We start from the raw sequence: 15,831 nt of genomic DNA, 5'->3' as shown, positions 1-15,831 counted from the left end.
CTTCCCGAGGAGATCCGTGCATGGCCATCTGGAAAGACCCCGCACCGGCCGCCAAGGCCAGCGAGCCCGCCCGCTTCGAGCTTGGTTCACCCGAGCCACAGCCGGCCGTCGAGCCCGCTCCCGCACCGGCGGCACCCGCGCCGATCCGGGCGGTTGAACCCGCTGCCCGGGAATCGGTGATCGCCGCCGACCTAGCCATCGAGGGCAAGATCGAAGGCGCCGGCCACGTCCGTATCGCCGGCAAGTTCAAGGGCGACATCAAGGTGCAGGGCAACCTGACCATCGACCAGGGCGCCAAGGTGTCCGGCGGCGTGTCGGCCAACAAGGTGACGCTGGCCGGCGAGCTGGACGGCAACATCACCAGCGCGCAGCAGGTGGACGTGCTGCCCAGCGGTGCGATCAACGGCGATCTCAAGGCCGGCAGCCTGACCGTGGCCGCCGGCAGCCGCATCCGCGGCCATGTCGAGTGCGGCTGGGGCAAGGACGACAAGCCGGCGGCGAAAGCGGAGAGCGGCAGCGCCGCATGAGCGCGGCGCGCCCCGGCGTGGCGGGCGCCACCCGCACCTGCCCGCACTGCAAGGCGACCATCCTGGAAAGCTCGGCGGTCTGCCCGGCCTGCCGCGGGCACCTGCGTTTCGACGCGCCCGCCGCGGACGCGGCCCAGCGCTTCGTCCCGCTGAAGGTGGAGGGCACCCTCAACGCGCCGGACGACGGCGCGTTCGAGTACACCATGGTGGTGGTGATCCGCAACGAGCGCGATGAGGAAGTGGGACGCCACGTGGTCGGCGTGGGCGCGGTGTTCCCGGGCGAGTCGCGCAGCTTCAGCGTGGCGGTGGAAGCGGTGCCGGCCTCGCCGGGCAAGCGCAGGCTGAAACACTAGCCGCTGCAAGACCGGGGACTGCTGGGGCCTGATCGGCCTGCATCCCGTCTTCACAAACCCCCTTCTAAGATCCGGGTCGCCGCCCTTGCGTGCGGTTCCACGGTCCGGGAACGCGTCGACGACGCGGCGCCGGATCGCCATTTTCCACACCCAGGAGTCTGTTGATGAACGCCAAACTCTATGTTGCCCTGGTGGCGGCCACGCTGGCGCTGACCGCCTGCAAGAACGAAACCGCCACCGCGCAGAACGAGGCCGCCGAGGCCAGCGCTGCCGCCGAACAGGCAGCCGATGCCGCCGCGAATGCGGCGTCGCAGGCCACCGATGCAGCCGCCGCCGCGACCGGTGAGGCGGTCGGCGAGGTCGGCGCCAACGTCGAGCAGGCGGCCGATGCCGCCAAGCAGGCCAGCGCCGAGGCCGCTGCCGATGCTGCGAACGCCACCGCCAACGCCGCGCAGTCGGCGGCGGACGCCGCCGATGAAGTGGCCAACAAGGCGGAGAAGGCAGCCGACGAAGCCAAGAAGTAACCGCCGGCGCGGTTGCTGCACCACCACAAGGCCCGCGCATGCGGGCCTTGTTCTTTATGCGCCGGCGGCGCATCGGCGGAAGCGTGGAGCTTGGGCTGCTACCCGCAGCCGTTGCAGCCCCCGCAATCCCTGCCGCCGCCCTGCCCCGCTGGCGCAATCCGCCTCGCCAATGCGCGCAGCCATGCGGGCCGTCCCTCGCGCAGCAGCGGCAAGGCGATGGCGATACGCAGGCGCCGCGTGGCGTTCGGGAACTGCTTGCGCATCACCACCACCACGCTGGCCAGCACCGCAAGCGCAATGACCAGGTATTGCGCGAGCAGCCCCGTGGTCATCCGCCTGCCCCGAGCGCCAGCGCGATCCGGTAGGTGGCGAACGACGCCAGGTAGGCCAGCGCGAACAGGTAGCCGGCGGCGAACGCCGTCTGCTTCCACGAATGGGTCTCGCGCCGGATCGTCGCCAGGGTGGAGATGCACTGCGGCGCGTAGATGAACCACACCAGCAGCGACAGCGCGGTGGCCAGCGACCACTGGTCCTGGATGATCGGGGTAAGCGCCTGGATCGTCGCATCCTCGCTGGCCGCCGACAGCGCGTACACCGTCGCCAGCGAGGACACCACCACCTCGCGCGCGGCCATGCCCGGGATCAGCGCGATGCAGATCTGCCAGTTGAAGCCGATCGGCGCGAACACCGCGGTCATCCAGTGGCCGATGCGCCCGGCGAAGCTGTAGTCGATCGCAGGCAAGGTGGCATCGGACGGCGCGCCCGGGAAGGACAGCAGGAACCACAGCAGGATGGTCAGCGCGAGGATGATCCCGCCCACCCGCTTGAGGAAGATCATCGCCCGCTCCCACAGCCCGATGGCCAGGTCGCGCAGGTGCGGGACGCGGTAGGACGGCAGTTCCAGCAACAGCGGATGCTCGCTCTTGTCACGCCGCCACAGCTTCATCGTCCACGCTACCGCCAGCGCGCTGACGATGCCGGCCGCGTACAGGCCGAACAGCACCAGCCCCTGCTGGTTGAACCAGCCCACGTCCTTCTCCGGCACGAACGCGCCGATCAGCAGGGCGTACACCGGCAGCCGCGCCGAGCAGGTCATCAGCGGCGCGACCAGGATGGTGGCGATGCGGTCGCGCGGATCCTGGATGGAGCGCGTCGACATGATCCCCGGCACCGCGCAGGCGAAGCTGGACAGCAGCGGGATGAAGCTGCGCCCGGACAGACCCGCCGCCGCCATCATCCGGTCCAGCAAGAAGGCGGCGCGCGGCAGGTAGCCGGACTCTTCCAGCGCCAGGATGAAGGCGAACAGCACCATGATCTGCGGCAGGAACACGATGACGCCGCCCAGGCCGGCAATCACCCCGTCCACCAGCAGGCTGCGCAGCGGGCCGTCCGGCAGGGTGCTGCCCACCAGCCCGCCGAACCAACCGGTGGCGGCCTCGATGGCGTCCATCATCGGCGTGGCCCAGGCGTACACCGCCTGGAAGATCAGGAACATCACCACGCCCAGCGCCAGCAGGCCGAACACCGGATGCAGCAGCCAGCGGTCCAACGCGTCGTCGATGGCGGCGGTACGGCGCGGCATGGTCACCGCCAGCGCCAGCAGCCGGCGCACTTCCTCGTGCAGGGCCTCGTCGGCCAACGCTTCGCGCGATTCCGGCAGCGCCGGCAGCGGGCCTTCCAGCCGGTCCAGCAGCGCGCGGGCGCCGTCGCGGCGCACCGCCACCGTTTCCACCACCGGCAAGCCCAGCTCGCGCTGCAGCACGTCCACGTCGATGGCGATGCCGCGCCGGCGCGCGGCGTCCATCATGTTGAGCGCCACGATCACCGGCCGTCCCAGCGCGCGCAGCTCCAGCGCGAAGCGCAGGTGCAGGCGCAGATTGGTGGCATCGACCACGCAGACCAGCAGGTCGGGCGCGGCCTCGCCCGGATAGAAGCCGCGGATCAGGTCGCGCGTCACCGCTTCGTCCAGGCTGGCGGCGTTGAGGCTGTAGGCGCCCGGCAGGTCCAGCACGGCGTAGCCGCGGCCCGACGGCGACAGCAGCCGCCCTTCCTTCCGTTCGACGGTGACGCCGGCGTAGTTCGCCACCTTCTGGCGGCTGCCGGTCAGCAGATTGAACAGCGCGGTCTTGCCGCAGTTCGGGTTGCCGACCAGGGCGATGCGCGGCAGTGCGGCGGCTTCGCTCATACTGCGCTCCCGCTGGCGCGCAGGCGCACCCGCGCGGCCTCGGCGCGACGCAGGGCGAAACGGGTGAAGCCCACCTGCACCAGCAGCGGCTCGGCGCCAAGCGGCCCCGCGGCAACCACCTCCACGCCCTCGCCGGCAACGAAGCCGAGCTCACGCAGGCGGCGCGCCACCGGGTCGTTGGGCGCCTGCTCCTCGACGGCCTCGACGACGGCCGGCTTGCGCTTGGGAAGTTCGGTCAATCGCATGGAAACCGCACCGCAGGGACAAATGGGAATTGTTCTCAATTCTAGCATTCCAGCGCTGCCGCTATCATGTGTTGGATCAAATTCCGGAGCGATCGATCCGCCCATGAGCCAGGCCCTGCAACTTGACCGCGATGGCGCCGTCGCCCGCCTGCGGATGACCCGCGCGCAGGTGCATAACGCCTTCGACGCCGGCCTGATCGCCGGCCTGACTACCGCGCTGGCCGAGCTGGCCGACGATCCCGCGGTGCGGGTGCTGGTGCTGGAAGCCGAGGGCCCCTCGTTCTCGGCCGGCGCCGACCTGAACTGGATGCGCGGGATGGCTGCCGCCAGCGAGGCCGAGAACCGCGAGGATTCGCTCGCCCTCGCCCGCCTGATGCGCACGCTGGATGCGCTGCCGAAGCCGACCATCGCCCGCGTACAGGGCGCGGCGTTCGGTGGCGGCGTGGGGCTGGTGGCCTGCTGCGACATCGCCATCGGCGTACCGGAGGCGAAATTCGGCCTGACCGAAAGCAAGCTCGGCCTGCTGCCGGCGGTGATCTCGCCCTACGTCATCAGCGCCATCGGCCCGCGCCAGGCGCGCCGGTATTTCGCCACCGCCGAGATCTTCGACGCCGCCGAGGCGCTGCGCATCGGCTTGCTGCACCAAGTCGTCGACACCGACGCGCTGGACGCGGCCGTGCAGCGCCAGATCGACCTGCTGCTCAAGGCCGGCCCGGTGGCGTCCGCTTCCGCCAAGCAGCTGGTGCGCGCTGTCTGCGCCCATGCCGACGGCGCGAAACACGACGCCGACAACGCCGCCCTGATCGCCCGCCTGCGGGTCTCGCCCGAGGGCCAAGAAGGCCTGTCGGCCTTCCTCGACAAGCGCAAGCCGAACTGGATCCAAGCCTGATGTTCTCGACCATCCTGATTGCCAACCGCGGCGAGATCGCCTGCCGCGTGATCCGCACCGCGCGCAAGCTCGGCATCCGGACCGTCGCCGTGTTCTCGGAAGCCGACGCTGACGCCCAACACGTGCGTCTGGCGGACGAGGCGTACTGCATCGGCGGTTCGCGCCCGCAGGACAGCTACCTGCGCGGTGATGCCATCCTCGAAGTGGCGAAGAAAACCGGCGCGCAGGCGATCCATCCCGGCTACGGCTTCCTCTCCGAGAACGCGGACTTCGCCGACGCGGTGGCGGCCGCCGGCATCGCCTTCATCGGCCCGTCGGGCAACTCGATGCGCAAGATGGGCAGCAAGGCAGGCGCCAAGGACCTGATGGCCGCCGCCGGCGTGCCTGTGGTGCCCGGCTATACCGGCGAAGACCAGTCGCCCGACCTGCTGCAGCGCGAGGCCGATCGCATCGGCTACCCGCTGATGATCAAGGCCGCGCACGGCGGCGGCGGCAAGGGCATGCGCATCGTGCGCGCGGCCGGCGAGTTCGCCGCCAATCTGGAAAGCTGCCAGCGCGAGGCGAAGAACGCCTTCGGCAAGGACCGCGTGCTGCTGGAACGCTACATCGAGCATCCGCGCCACATCGAGATCCAGATCTTCGGCGACGCCCGCGGCAACGCCATCTACCTCGGCGAGCGTGAATGCTCGGCCCAGCGGCGCTACCAGAAGGTGCTGGAGGAATCGCCCTCGCCCTTCCTTACCCCCGAACTGCGGGCTGCGATGGGCGCGGCGGCAGTCCAGGCCGCGCACGCGATCGACTACGCCAATGCCGGCACGGTGGAGTTCATCGTCGGGCAGGACGGCGGTTTCTACTTCATGGAAATCAACACCCGCCTGCAGGTGGAACATCCCGTCACCGAGGAAGTCACCGGGCTGGATCTGGTCGAGTGGCAGCTGCGCATCGCCGCCGGCGAGCCGCTGCCGCTGCGCCAGCAGGACATCGTCCAGCGCGGCCATGCCATCGAAGTGCGGCTGTATGCGGAAGACCCCGATGCCGGTTTCCTGCCCGGCTCCGGCACCCTGCAGACGCTGCACCTGCCGGCGCCGTCGGCGCACGTGCGCATCGACTCCGGCGTGGTCGAGGGCGACAACGTCACCATCTTCTACGACCCGATGATCGCCAAAATCATCGTCCACGACAGCGACCGCCCGCGCGCGCTTGCACGGCTGCGCGAGGCGCTGGCGCAGTGCGTGATCCGCGGGCCGAAATCGAATGTCGGCTTCCTCGAGCGACTGGTGCGGCATCCGGCGATCGTCGGCGGCACCATCGACACCGGCTACCTGGACCGGCACCTGGACGAGTTCCTCGCCCCGCCGCGCGAGGACACCGCGCTGCTGCTCGCCGCTGCCACCCTGCAGCTGCTGCTGCAGGAAGCCGCCGCCCGCGACGCCGCCGCGCGTGCCACCGATCCCACTTCGCCCTGGGCCAGCGCCGACGGCTGGCGGCTGGGCCATGCCGGCACCCGCCGGCTGGCGTTTGGCAACGGCGAGCGCATCGAACTGACCGCGCACGGCCATGGAGGCGAATACCGCATCGAACGCGACGGCGTTACCCACGTGGTGTCCGGCGCGCGGCTGCATGGCGACGCGCTGACCCTGCGGCTGGACGGCGGCATGCGCCGCTTCCGCGCCATGCCGGACGGCGACGACGTGCTGGTGCACGACGGCGATGCGCGCTTGCGCCTGCGCGTGGAGCCGATGTACCGCAGCCTGGCCGGCGCCGATGCCAGCGCGGAGAGCCGCATCCGCGCGCCCATGCCCGGCCGGGTGGTGCTGGTGCAGGCCAGCGTCGGCGTCGCCGTCCAGGCCGGCGACGTGGTGCTGGTGCTGGAGGCGATGAAGATGGAGCTGGCGCTGAAGGCCCCGCGCGACGGCGTGCTTGCGGAAGTCCGCGCGCAGGCCGGCGAGTTCGTCGAAGCCGATGCCGTGCTCGCCACCCTCGAACCATGACCTGCAGGAACGCCGCCAGCCTGCTGTTGCTGCTACTGCAGGCAGGGCTCGCCGGCTGCTCCATGACCGTATTCGAATCGCTCCCGGCGGGTGCGGTTACCCGTTGCGATCCGGCTTGGCCCGGCTACTGGCAGCGCATTCCGAAGGACAGCCAGGCGCTGCCGCCGGACGCCGGTGCCCTGGAAATCCTGCCTGGCTGCCGCAGCGTCATCGCCAACGGGGAGGAAAAGCCGCTGGACCTGACCCTGATCGACGCGGGCGGCCACCAGTACCTGCGGTTCAAGCCGGGCGAAGGGCCAGACTGCGCCGGCGAAGGCAGGACGCGCTGCGGCCTGCTGTTGTTCCGCTACGAACGCGACGGGGACACCATCAGCTTGTACGAGGCGGACCACGCCTGGGTGTCCGCCGCGATCCAGCGCGGCGACCTCGAGGGTTACAGCGCCCCGATCCCACCGGATGAGGCGAAAGCGGAATCGCCCCTCCGCCGCAATTTCGTGGCCGGGGACGCCGACCGGATCGCCGCGCTGCTGGCGCGGCACCCCTTCTTCGACAACCAGCCGCTGGCCCGGATCCGGCGCGTCCCGGCACCGGCCGTCACCACGCAGCCACAGGAACCCTGACATGCCCTTGCCCGTTGATGTCCGCATCGTCGAAGTCGGTCCGCGCGACGGCCTGCAGAACGAGAAGGTCGACATCGGTACCGCCGCCAAGATCGAGTTGATCGACCGGCTGTCCAGGACCGGCCTTGCCAGCATCGAGGCCACCGCCTTCGTCAGCCCGAAATGGGTGCCGCAGATGGCGGATGCCGCACAGGTGCTGGCCGGCATCACCCGCGCACCGGGGATCAGCTATCCGGTGCTGGTGCCCAATGAACAGGGCTATGAGCGCGCCCGCGCAGCCGGCGCGCAGGAAGTTGCGGTGTTCACCGCCGCCTCCGAAGCGTTCAACCTGAAGAACACCAATGCCGGCATTGACGAATCGCTGCAGCGCTTCTCGCCTGTGCTCGAGCGCGCCCGCGCCGATGGCGTGAAGGTGCGCGGCTATGTCTCCACCGTGCTCGGCTGCCCGTACCAGGGCGAAGTACCGCTGGCCGACGTGGTGCGGGTGGCGCGCGCGCTGCACGACATGGGTTGCTACGAGGTTTCGCTGGGCGACACCATCGGCATCGGCACCCCCACCAAGGCGCGGGCGATGCTGAAGACGGTGGCCACCGAGGTGCCGATGGCCGCGCTGGCCATACACTTCCACGACACCTACGGGCAGGCGCTGGCCAACGTGCTGGCCTGCCTGGAGGAAGGCGTGGCGGTCGTCGACAGCGCGGTGTCCGGCGCCGGGGGCTGCCCCTACGCCAAGGGCGCCAGCGGCAACGTGGCCAGCGAGGACGTGGTCTACATGCTGCACGGCCTCGGCATTCACACCGGCATCGACCTGCCGCTGCTGGCGGAGACCGGACGCTGGCTGGCCGGCCTGCTGGGCCGCGACACCGGCAGCAAGGTCGGGCGCGCGCTGGGCGCGGCCTGAGCCGAACCTCCTGAATCCGGGCAACGACGCATGAGCAATTTCTCGATCCGCCCCATCCTCGCCGACGACGATGCCGCGATGGCCGCCGTCATCCGCACGGTGATGCCGGAATTCGGCGCCACCGGCAGCGGCTTCGCCATCAGCGACCCGGAAGTGGACTGGATGAGCCGCGCCTACGCCGCGCCGCGCCACGCCTATTTCGTGCTGGAACGCGATGGCCGCGTGCTCGGTGGTGCCGGCGTGGCGCCGCTGGCCGGCGGCGGTGCCGACGTCTGCGAACTGCGCAAGATGTATTTCCTGCCGGAAGCCCGCGGCAGCGGCGCCGGGGCGGCGATGATGGCGCGCTGCCTGGACGCCGCGCGCGGCTTCGGCTTCACCCGCTGCTACCTGGAAACCCTCACCGGCATGGATGCGGCCATGCGCCTGTACGAGCGCAGCGGCTTCCACCGCATCGACGGCCCGATGGGCGCCACCGGGCACGGCGGCTGCAACAGGTTCTACCTGCTGGATCTCTAGAGGCTTCTTGCGCGCCCCCATCGCCTGCGAGAAGCGGCGCGTCGGCGGCCGGTGCGGTGCCGCGTCGGCGATATCGAACAGCACGTTCGCATTGAGCCGCGAGCGACACCGCACCGGCCGTCGACGTGCCCGCCGCGCCACCGCCATCCGCTAAAATCCCCGCTTTCCCGCCCGCAGGACTCCCCATGCAGCTTGCATCCGCCCGCGCCGTCATCACCGGCGGCGTTTCCGGCCTCGGTTTCGCCGTGGCCCGGCACCTCGTTGCCCACGGCGGCAAGGTCGCCCTGTTCGACGTCAACGAAGACAAGGGCGCGGCTGCCGTGGCCGAGCTGGGCGAAGCCAATGCCCGCTTCTTCAAGACCGACGTCAGCAACGAGGAACAGGTAGCCGCCAACGTCGCTGCCGCCAGGGATTTCCTGGGCGGCCTGAACACGGCCGTCAACTGCGCCGGCATCCTCGGCGCCGGCCGGGTGCTGGGCAAGACCGGGCCGATGACGCTGTCGCATTTCTCCACCACCGTGATGGTGAACCTGGTCGGCAGCTTCAACGTGGCCAAGGCCTGCGCCGACCTGATGCAGCACAACGAAGCGAACGCCGACGGCGAGCGCGGCGTGATCGTCAACACCGCCTCGGTGGCCGCCTATGAGGGCCAGATCGGCCAGGCCGCCTACTCCGCCTCGAAGGGCGGCGTGGTCGGCATGACCCTGCCGATGGCGCGCGAACTGGCCCGCTTCGGCATACGAGTGATGACCGTGGCGCCGGGCGTGTTCTGGACGCCGATGGTCGACGGCATGCCGGAGGACGTGCAGAAGTCGCTGGCCGCCACCATCCCGTTCCCGTCGCGCCTGGGCCAGCCGCAGGAGTACGCCGACCTGGTGGCCTACATCCTCACCAACACCTATCTCAACGGCGAAACCATCCGCCTCGACGGTGCCACCCGGCTGGCGCCGAAGTGAACGACTTCGGTTCGCGCGCCGCACGCTGGACGGCGGTCAAGTGGCCCGCGATCCGCGCGCGCGGCATGTGGCATTTCGTGCTGCTCAAGGGTGTCGGTTTCTGGGGCGGGCTGATGCTGGCATTCATGGCCATCGCCATGACCCTGCAACTTGGCCCGTCGCACCCTCGCCTCCCACTGGTGCTGGCCATCGCGGTGCCGCTGTGCGCCATCGGCGGCCTGATCTGGGGTCTGCTCACCTGGACCTTCAACGAACGCATCTTCCACGCGCTCCAACAACAGAAGAAGAACCTCCCATGAAGGCTTACGACATCAAGAAGGGCAACGTCGTCGAACACAACGGCACCGTCTACCAGATCCGCGACATCGAGCGCAGCAGCCCGCAGGGCCGCGGCGGCAACGTCAAGTTCCGCTTCACCATGTACAGCGTGCCCGGCGGCAGCAAGCTCGACATCACGGTGGGCGGCGACGACGAGCTGAAGGAAGTCGAGCTGTCGCGCCGGCAGGTGACCTACTCGTACAAGGACGGCGACGCGTTCGTGTTCCTCGACGACGAGGACTACACCCCGTACACGCTGGACGCCGACGTCGTTGGCGATGCCGCCGGCTACATCGTCGACGACCTCAGTGGCTGCTACATCCAGATCATCGACGACATGCCGGTGGCCGTGCAGCTGCCGCAGAGCGTGGCGATGGAAGTCATCGAAACCCCGCCGGAACTCAAGGGCGGCACCGCCACCAAGCGACCGAAGCCGGCCAAGCTCTCCACCGGCCTGGAAATCATGGTGCCGGAGTACATCGGCAACGGCGAAAAGGTGTGGGTGAACACCACCACCGGCGAATTCGGCGGCCGCGCGGAGTAAGCCAACACAAGGCCTGCGGCTGCCCGCAGCGGCGTCTCCAGCCGCACGGCGGGCAGCTGCAACTCCACCATAGCCCATGACCGCCTCCGCCCCCGCCATCCTTTCCACCCACGGCGTGCGCTTGGAACCACTGGCGCGCGACCATATCGCGGCGCTGCAGGACGCGGTGGACGATGGCGACATCGGCGCGATCAACTACGTCAACGTGCCCGCCCGCGACGGCATCCCGGGCTGGGTGGAAGAGGCGCTGGCGATGCGCGACGCCGGCCGGCAGCTGCCGTTCGCGATCGTCGCCGGCGGTCGCGTGGTGGGCAGCACCCGCTTCTACGACATCGATCTGTCGGTGCCCACGCTGGCGATCGGCTACACCTTCCACGCGGCATCGGTCTGGCGCAGCCACGTCAACACCGCGGGCAAGCGGCTGATGCTGGGCCATGCCTTCGATACCCTGGGCGCACAGTCGGTGTATTTCCACACCAGCCACCAGAACCTGCGTTCGCAGGTGGCGATCGAGCGCCTGGGCGCGCAGCGCGACGGCATCATGCGCGCGCACCGCCGCCACAAGGACGGCAGCCTGCGCGATACCCACGTGTACTCGATCACCGCGCCGGAATGGCCGGCGATCCGCGCGCGGCTGGACGCGCGCCTCGCCGTCGGCTGAGCGGCGCGCGTCGTCACTGGCGCGTGCGGCCGGGTGCGCCCGCTCTTTCTCTCCGCTACGCGGAAGGTCCGCTTACCAGTCGATGCCGAGGGTCACGCTGACGTTGCGGCCCGGGCGCGTGTGGAAGTCGAGCGGCGGCGTGGTGGCGAGCGGATCGATGCCGCGGACCGAAGTCCAGTCCCAGTACCTGCGGTCGGCAATGTTCTGCAGCCCCAGACCCAAACGCATGCCGGGACGGAAGCGCCACCACGCGTAGGCATCCAGCAGGGCGTGGCCGGGCGCGCGGAACAGCGGGCCCGCACTGGTATCCAGGCGCCCCTGCCGGGCCACGCCAGTGGCCACGAATTCCGCGCCCCAGCGACCTTCAAGCGGTTCCCACCTCGCTCCAAGAACGAGCCTTGCGGGCGCCACGCTGTTGAGCGGCCGATCGCGTTCCTGGTCGCGCCCGTGCGCCCAGGCCGCGGCGGCGCGCAGCGCCCAGTCGCTGGTCGCGCCCGGGCTGTAGGACAGGCTGGCCTCGACGCCATGGATGGATGCGCGCGTGCGGTTGACCGACTGGAACACCAGCGCGCGCGTCACCGGGTCGATGCCCAGGTTGGCACGCGATTCGATGAGATCGCGGTAGCGGTTGCGATAGGCCGACAGCTGCGCCTGCAGCCGCGGCCCTTCCCAGCGCCAGCCCAGTTCCAGGCCTTGGCTGCGCTCCGGCCGCAGCTGGGGATTCGGGCGGACTTCGTAGTTCAGCAGCGTCAGCGACAGGCCGATGTTGACGTCACCGAACGGCGGCGCGCGGAAACCGCGCGCGTACTGGGCGAACCAGGTCGAATGTTCGCTGCTGCGCCAGCGCAGGCCCAGCTTCGGCGTCCACGCGCTGCGGGCGATATCGGCCACGGCCACGTCCGGGTAGTCCTCACGGAACATCGCATCGGCCTCGGCGTCCAGCCGGTAGCGCTCCCAGCGCAGTCCCGGGATCACCGCGAAGGTCTCGCCGATGCCGATCTCGTCCTGCCAGAACGCACCCAACTCGGTGCTGCGGCTTTCGGGGAAATCGCGCACCGGGAACCGTTCGCCCAGCACCACGTTGCTGCTGGCGCCGGTGGCCAGGTTGATCTCGCGGCCGTCGCGGTAACCGCTGTAGCGGGTGCGCGCGTACTCCAGCCCGAACACATGCCAGTGCGACCAGACGCCAGCCTCGGAACGCGCCTGGCCCAGCCACTTCAGCCCGGTGTTGCGCTGCCGCAGGTCGAAGCGGCGCTCGCGCAGCGACGGGAACGGCGTGGCGCGGTCGGCCAGGCGGGTCTGGGCGGTGTCCTGCAGGCTGCGGTTGCGCTGCCCGTAAACCAGCAGCTCCGACGCTTCCAGCCAGGCCGCATCAGGCGTCCACTCGCCCTTGAGGCTGGCGCGATCGCGCTCGAAACGGTCGTCACCCAGCAGTTCGGTGGTGGTCGCCAGGCGCCCCGGGCCAAACCGTGACGAGCGCATATCGACTTCGCTGCGGCCGCGGGCGGCGTCCAGCGCGAAGGTCCAGCGTCCCAGCACGCCGCCATCCCATGCCAGCTTGGCCAGCGCGCTCCGTCGCCACTGGTCCACGGGATTGGCGGGCATGCTCGTGGACGCGTTTTCCACCTCATGGCCCTCGCGATGGGACAGCAGCAGCATGCCCTGCAGTGCACCGCTGCCGCCGGCCATCGACACCGACAGCTGGCGGCCGCGATCGCGCCCGGTCCAGCCCAGCCTCCCCCCGAGGTAAGCCTGGCCCTCCACGCGATCCAGCAGGTCCTGCGGATCCAGCGTGCGCCAGGCCACCACCCCCGCCAGCGCATCGCTGCCGTACAGCGTGGACGCCGGGCCGCGCAGGATTTCCACCCGCTGCACCGCGGCGATATCCACCAGGTCGCGCCCGGCGGCGGCAAACTGGCCCACGCTGAAGCCCTCGGCCAGCGGCACCCCGTCGATTTCCATGCCTACCCGGTTGCCGTCCAGTCCACGCACGGAGAATCCCTGCCAGCCGAACCGGGAAACATCACCCGATGCGTCCACGCCAGGCTCGTAACGGACCAGATCGGCGATGGTCTGCACCTGGCGGCGCTCGATGGTTTCGCGGTCCAAGCTGCTGACCGTGCCGACCACCTGCGCCGCGGGTTCCGCTGCCTTGCTGGCCACCACCACCACCCGGCCCAGCCAGCGGATCCCGTCCTCGGCGGGGATTACCGCGGCGGACTGCGCATGCGCCAGCGGCGACAGCGCGACCGCGATTGCCCCGCAGAGGGTTTTTCTTGTGGAATCGCGCATGAGAATGGGCTGCAATTGGACCCCGGGATTCTAGGCCGGGAGGACGGATTTAATTTGATTTGAATCAGATCGGCCCGGCTGCAACCGGCTGAGAATCACCGTGCATTGAAAGCAGTTTCTCTTCATCGCGTCTTCAACCGTTACTGGGGAGTCCTATGAACAAGAAAGTCGCAATGACCGCATTGGGGCTGGCGATGTTCGGCGGCATGTCCGCCTACGCCATCGCGCAGATCACCAACGAGCGCCCGCCCAAGACGAAGATGGAGGCCGGGGAGGCCGCCTACCTCGCCAATTGCGCAGCCTGCCACCAACCCACCGGCATGGGGCTGGCCGGGGCTTTCCCGCCGCTTGCAGGCTCCGACTACCTGAAGGGCCTGGACCGCGACAAGCTCATTGATTCGGTATTGCAGGGCATCAGCGGCAAGATCACCGTCAACGGGGTGGACTACGACAACGTGATGCCGCCAATGGCCCACCTGTCCGACGAGGACATCGCCAACGCGCTGACCTATATCACCAGCAGTTGGGGCAATACGCCGGCGTTCGAGATCGACGAAGACCACGTCAAGGCGCATCGCAAGGCGACCGGCGGCGCAGCGGCGGCTGCACCCGCGCAGGCGCAGCAGACGGCGCAGTCGCACGCCACCTCCACCGCGGCGGAAACCAAATACGAGGGCGCGCCGCTTGCGGTGGCGGCCGAGCTCGCGATCGCCAACGATCCCAAGGGTGGCCCGGCGCTGACCGACGAAGAGCGCAAGCATTCCACCCAGATCTTCTTCGAGCGCTGCGCCGGTTGCCACGGCGTGCTGCGCAAGGGCGCCACCGGCAAGCCGCTGACCCCCGACATCACCCGCGCCAAGGGCACCGAGTACCTGAAGGCGCTGATCAACTTCGGCTCGCCGGCCGGCATGCCCAACTGGGGCACCTCGGGCGACCTCAGCCCGAAGGAAATCGACGCGATGGCGCGCTTCCTCCAGCATGAACCGCCGGCGCCGCCGGAATGGGGCATGAAGGAAATGCGCGACAGCTACGTCGAATTCGTCCCCGCCGACAAGCGGCCGACGAAGAAAATGAACAGCTACAACATCGAGAACATCTTCGCGGTGACGCTGCGCGATTCCGGCGAGGTGGCACTGATCGACGGCGACACCAAGAAGATCATCAACGTGGTCAAGACCGGCTATGCGGTGCATATCTCGCGCACCTCGCACTCCGGCCGCTACCTCTACACGATCGGCCGCGATGCGCGCCTCGACCTGATCGACCTGTGGCTGCCCAAGCCCGACAAGGTGGCCGAGATCAAGGTCGGCCTGGAAGCACGCTCGGTCGAGACTTCCAAATTCAAGGGCTTCGAGGACAAATACGCGATCGCCGGCACCTACTGGCCGCCGCAGTTCGTGATCATGGACGGCGAGACGCTCAAGCCGCTCAAGATCGTCTCCACCCGCGGCATGACCGTGGACACGCAGGAATACCACCCCGAGCCTCGCGTGGCCGCCATCGTGGCCTCGCACGAGCACCCGGAGTTCATCGTCAACGTCAAGGAAACCGGCAAGATCATGCTGGTGAACTACGAGGACATCGAGAACCTCAAGACCACCACGATCAATGCCGCACGCTTCCTGCACGATGGCGGCTGGGATTCGACCAAGCGCTATTTCCTGACCGCGGCCAACCAGAGCGACAAGATCGCGGTGGTGGACTCGCGCGACCAGAAGCTGGCCGCGCTGATCGATGTCGACAAGATCCCGCACCCGGGCCGCGGCGCCAACTTCATGCATCCCAAGTGCGGGCCGGTGTGGGCGACCTCGGCGCTGGGCAACGAGAAGATCACCCTGATCGCCACCGATCCGGTCAACCACAAGGACTATGCCTGGAAGGTCTGCGAAGTGCTGAAGGGCCAGGGCGGCGGCTCGCTGTTCGTGAAGACCCACCCGAAGTCACGGAACCTGTGGGTCGACACCACCCTCAACCCCGACCCGAAGATCAGCCAGTCGATCGCGGTGTTCGACACCACCGACCTCGCCAAGGGGTACCAGGTGCTGCCGATCGCGGAATGGGCGAACCTGGGGGAAGGCCCCAAGCGCGTGGTGCAGCCGGAATACAACGCCAAGGGCGACGAGGTCTGGTTCTCGGTGTGGAACGGCAAGAACCAGCGCTCGGCGATCGTGGTGGTGGACGACAGGACCCGCAAGCTCAAGGCCGTTCTGGACGACAAGCGCCTGGTCACCCCGACCGGCAAATTCAACGTCTACAACACGGTGCGTGACGTCTACTGAGGCGTATTGCCTCCACCCGCACTACCCCGC

17 protein-coding genes are annotated in these 15,831 nt (G+C 69.1%); 13 read left to right on the top strand and 4 right to left on the bottom strand.

Annotation, left to right across the window (positions count from 1 at the left end):
- The first annotated feature begins 20 nt into the window (after window positions 1-20).
- The 3 genes from ICG51_RS13065 (at window position 21) to ICG51_RS13055 (ending at window position 1,404) form a co-directional block, all read left to right on the top strand.
- A complete protein-coding gene (locus ICG51_RS13065) occupies window positions 21-527 on the top strand; it encodes a polymer-forming cytoskeletal protein (protein ID WP_190280766.1) in 507 nt (168 codons plus the stop codon).
- Window positions 524-880 (top strand): hypothetical protein, encoded by a 357-nt coding sequence (locus ICG51_RS13060; protein ID WP_190280765.1) that lies wholly within the window; start codon window positions 524-526, stop codon window positions 878-880. The genes ICG51_RS13065 and ICG51_RS13060 overlap by 4 nt, the downstream gene beginning before the upstream one ends.
- A 164-nt stretch (window positions 881-1,044) precedes the next feature.
- Window positions 1,045-1,404: a hypothetical protein gene (locus tag ICG51_RS13055; protein WP_190280764.1), complete on the top strand. Its 360-nt coding sequence runs from the start codon at window positions 1,045-1,047 to the stop codon at window positions 1,402-1,404.
- A 98-nt stretch (window positions 1,405-1,502) separates the two neighbouring features.
- On the opposite strand, the gene ICG51_RS13050 is transcribed toward ICG51_RS13055, so the two are convergent.
- Genes ICG51_RS13050 through ICG51_RS13040 form a run of 3 tightly spaced genes read right to left on the bottom strand, consistent with a single transcriptional unit; the run spans window position 1,503 to window position 3,834 of the window.
- The gene (locus tag ICG51_RS13050) at window positions 1,503-1,736 is read right to left on the bottom strand and encodes a DUF6587 family protein (RefSeq protein WP_190280763.1); all 234 of its coding nucleotides are present in this window, start codon (window positions 1,734-1,736) and stop codon (window positions 1,503-1,505) included.
- Window positions 1,733-3,589 (bottom strand): ferrous iron transport protein B, encoded by a 1,857-nt coding sequence (feoB, locus tag ICG51_RS13045; RefSeq protein WP_190280762.1) that lies wholly within the window; start codon window positions 3,587-3,589, stop codon window positions 1,733-1,735. The genes ICG51_RS13050 and feoB overlap by 4 nt, the downstream gene beginning before the upstream one ends.
- Window positions 3,586-3,834: a FeoA domain-containing protein gene (locus tag ICG51_RS13040; protein WP_223809460.1), complete on the bottom strand. Its 249-nt coding sequence runs from the start codon at window positions 3,832-3,834 to the stop codon at window positions 3,586-3,588. Before ICG51_RS13040 ends, feoB begins: the two co-directional genes overlap by 4 nt.
- A 103-nt stretch (window positions 3,835-3,937) precedes the next feature.
- Between ICG51_RS13040 and ICG51_RS13035 the strand changes: the two genes are divergently transcribed.
- From ICG51_RS13035 to ICG51_RS12995, 9 genes are all read left to right on the top strand, one after another.
- Window positions 3,938-4,723 carry an enoyl-CoA hydratase-related protein gene (locus tag ICG51_RS13035; protein WP_190280761.1) on the top strand — a complete coding sequence of 262 codons (786 nt, stop codon included), beginning with the start codon at window positions 3,938-3,940 and terminating at the stop codon, window positions 4,721-4,723.
- On the top strand, window positions 4,723-6,714 hold the full coding sequence (locus tag ICG51_RS13030) for an acetyl-CoA carboxylase biotin carboxylase subunit (RefSeq protein WP_190280760.1): 1,992 nt from the start codon (window positions 4,723-4,725) through the stop codon (window positions 6,712-6,714). The genes ICG51_RS13035 and ICG51_RS13030 overlap by 1 nt, the downstream gene beginning before the upstream one ends.
- Window positions 6,711-7,334 carry a hypothetical protein gene (locus ICG51_RS13025; protein ID WP_190280759.1) on the top strand — a complete coding sequence of 208 codons (624 nt, stop codon included), beginning with the start codon at window positions 6,711-6,713 and terminating at the stop codon, window positions 7,332-7,334. Before ICG51_RS13030 ends, ICG51_RS13025 begins: the two co-directional genes overlap by 4 nt.
- A gap of 7 nt (window positions 7,335-7,341) precedes the next feature.
- Window positions 7,342-8,235 (top strand): hydroxymethylglutaryl-CoA lyase, encoded by an 894-nt coding sequence (locus ICG51_RS13020; RefSeq protein ID WP_190282488.1) that lies wholly within the window; start codon window positions 7,342-7,344, stop codon window positions 8,233-8,235.
- 30 nt (window positions 8,236-8,265) lie between these two features.
- Window positions 8,266-8,751, top strand: a complete 486-nt coding sequence (locus ICG51_RS13015) for a GNAT family N-acetyltransferase (RefSeq protein WP_190280758.1) — start codon at window positions 8,266-8,268, stop codon at window positions 8,749-8,751.
- A gap of 185 nt (window positions 8,752-8,936) precedes the next feature.
- Window positions 8,937-9,707, top strand: coding sequence for an SDR family NAD(P)-dependent oxidoreductase (locus ICG51_RS13010; protein WP_190280757.1), 771 nt, complete (start codon window positions 8,937-8,939; stop codon window positions 9,705-9,707).
- On the top strand, window positions 9,704-10,006 hold the full coding sequence (locus ICG51_RS13005; protein ID WP_190280756.1) for a hypothetical protein: 303 nt from the start codon (window positions 9,704-9,706) through the stop codon (window positions 10,004-10,006). Before ICG51_RS13010 ends, ICG51_RS13005 begins: the two co-directional genes overlap by 4 nt.
- Window positions 10,003-10,569, top strand: a complete 567-nt coding sequence (yeiP, locus tag ICG51_RS13000) for an elongation factor P-like protein YeiP (RefSeq protein ID WP_190280755.1) — start codon at window positions 10,003-10,005, stop codon at window positions 10,567-10,569. Before ICG51_RS13005 ends, yeiP begins: the two co-directional genes overlap by 4 nt.
- A gap of 76 nt (window positions 10,570-10,645) precedes the next feature.
- Complete coding sequence (locus tag ICG51_RS12995; protein ID WP_190280754.1) at window positions 10,646-11,230, top strand: GNAT family protein; 585 nt, start codon at window positions 10,646-10,648, stop codon at window positions 11,228-11,230.
- Window positions 11,231-11,302: 72 nt separating this feature from the next.
- Here the strand turns inward: ICG51_RS12995 and ICG51_RS12990 are convergent, their stop codons facing one another.
- Window positions 11,303-13,522 carry a TonB-dependent hemoglobin/transferrin/lactoferrin family receptor gene (locus tag ICG51_RS12990; RefSeq protein WP_190280753.1) on the bottom strand — a complete coding sequence of 740 codons (2,220 nt, stop codon included), beginning with the start codon at window positions 13,520-13,522 and terminating at the stop codon, window positions 11,303-11,305.
- Window positions 13,523-13,677: 155 nt separating this feature from the next.
- Between ICG51_RS12990 and ICG51_RS12985 the strand changes: the two genes are divergently transcribed.
- A complete protein-coding gene (locus ICG51_RS12985) occupies window positions 13,678-15,801 on the top strand; it encodes a cytochrome D1 domain-containing protein (protein WP_304940997.1) in 2,124 nt (707 codons plus the stop codon).
- Window positions 15,802-15,831 lie beyond the last annotated feature (30 nt).

This window comes from Thermomonas sp. XSG (assembly GCF_014678725.1).
Taxonomy (GTDB): domain Bacteria; phylum Pseudomonadota; class Gammaproteobacteria; order Xanthomonadales; family Xanthomonadaceae; genus Thermomonas.
The sequence above is the reverse complement of the archived record's forward strand: the minus strand, read 5'-3'. Positions and strand labels throughout refer to the sequence as shown.

What these genes read in the sequence shown, in the direction of transcription:
- ICG51_RS13065 (WP_190280766.1), top strand. Translation starts at nt 21, where the DNA reads ATGGCCATCTGGAAAGACCCCGCACCGGCCGCCAAGGCCAGCGAGCCC.
- ICG51_RS13010 (WP_190280757.1), top strand. Translation starts at nt 8,937, where the DNA reads ATGCAGCTTGCATCCGCCCGCGCCGTCATCACCGGCGGCGTTTCCGGC.
- ICG51_RS13030 (WP_190280760.1), top strand. Translation starts at nt 4,723, where the DNA reads ATGTTCTCGACCATCCTGATTGCCAACCGCGGCGAGATCGCCTGCCGC.
- yeiP (WP_190280755.1), top strand. Translation starts at nt 10,003, where the DNA reads ATGAAGGCTTACGACATCAAGAAGGGCAACGTCGTCGAACACAACGGC.
- ICG51_RS12985 (WP_304940997.1), top strand. Translation starts at nt 13,678, where the DNA reads ATGAACAAGAAAGTCGCAATGACCGCATTGGGGCTGGCGATGTTCGGC.
- ICG51_RS13025 (WP_190280759.1), top strand. Translation starts at nt 6,711, where the DNA reads ATGACCTGCAGGAACGCCGCCAGCCTGCTGTTGCTGCTACTGCAGGCA.
- ICG51_RS12990 (WP_190280753.1), bottom strand. Translation starts at nt 13,522, where the DNA reads ATGCGCGATTCCACAAGAAAAACCCTCTGCGGGGCAATCGCGGTCGCG.
- feoB (WP_190280762.1), bottom strand. Translation starts at nt 3,589, where the DNA reads ATGAGCGAAGCCGCCGCACTGCCGCGCATCGCCCTGGTCGGCAACCCG.
- ICG51_RS13060 (WP_190280765.1), top strand. Translation starts at nt 524, where the DNA reads ATGAGCGCGGCGCGCCCCGGCGTGGCGGGCGCCACCCGCACCTGCCCG.
- ICG51_RS13050 (WP_190280763.1), bottom strand. Translation starts at nt 1,736, where the DNA reads ATGACCACGGGGCTGCTCGCGCAATACCTGGTCATTGCGCTTGCGGTG.
- ICG51_RS13040 (WP_223809460.1), bottom strand. Translation starts at nt 3,834, where the DNA reads ATGCGATTGACCGAACTTCCCAAGCGCAAGCCGGCCGTCGTCGAGGCC.
- ICG51_RS12995 (WP_190280754.1), top strand. Translation starts at nt 10,646, where the DNA reads ATGACCGCCTCCGCCCCCGCCATCCTTTCCACCCACGGCGTGCGCTTG.
- ICG51_RS13035 (WP_190280761.1), top strand. Translation starts at nt 3,938, where the DNA reads ATGAGCCAGGCCCTGCAACTTGACCGCGATGGCGCCGTCGCCCGCCTG.
- ICG51_RS13015 (WP_190280758.1), top strand. Translation starts at nt 8,266, where the DNA reads ATGAGCAATTTCTCGATCCGCCCCATCCTCGCCGACGACGATGCCGCG.
- ICG51_RS13055 (WP_190280764.1), top strand. Translation starts at nt 1,045, where the DNA reads ATGAACGCCAAACTCTATGTTGCCCTGGTGGCGGCCACGCTGGCGCTG.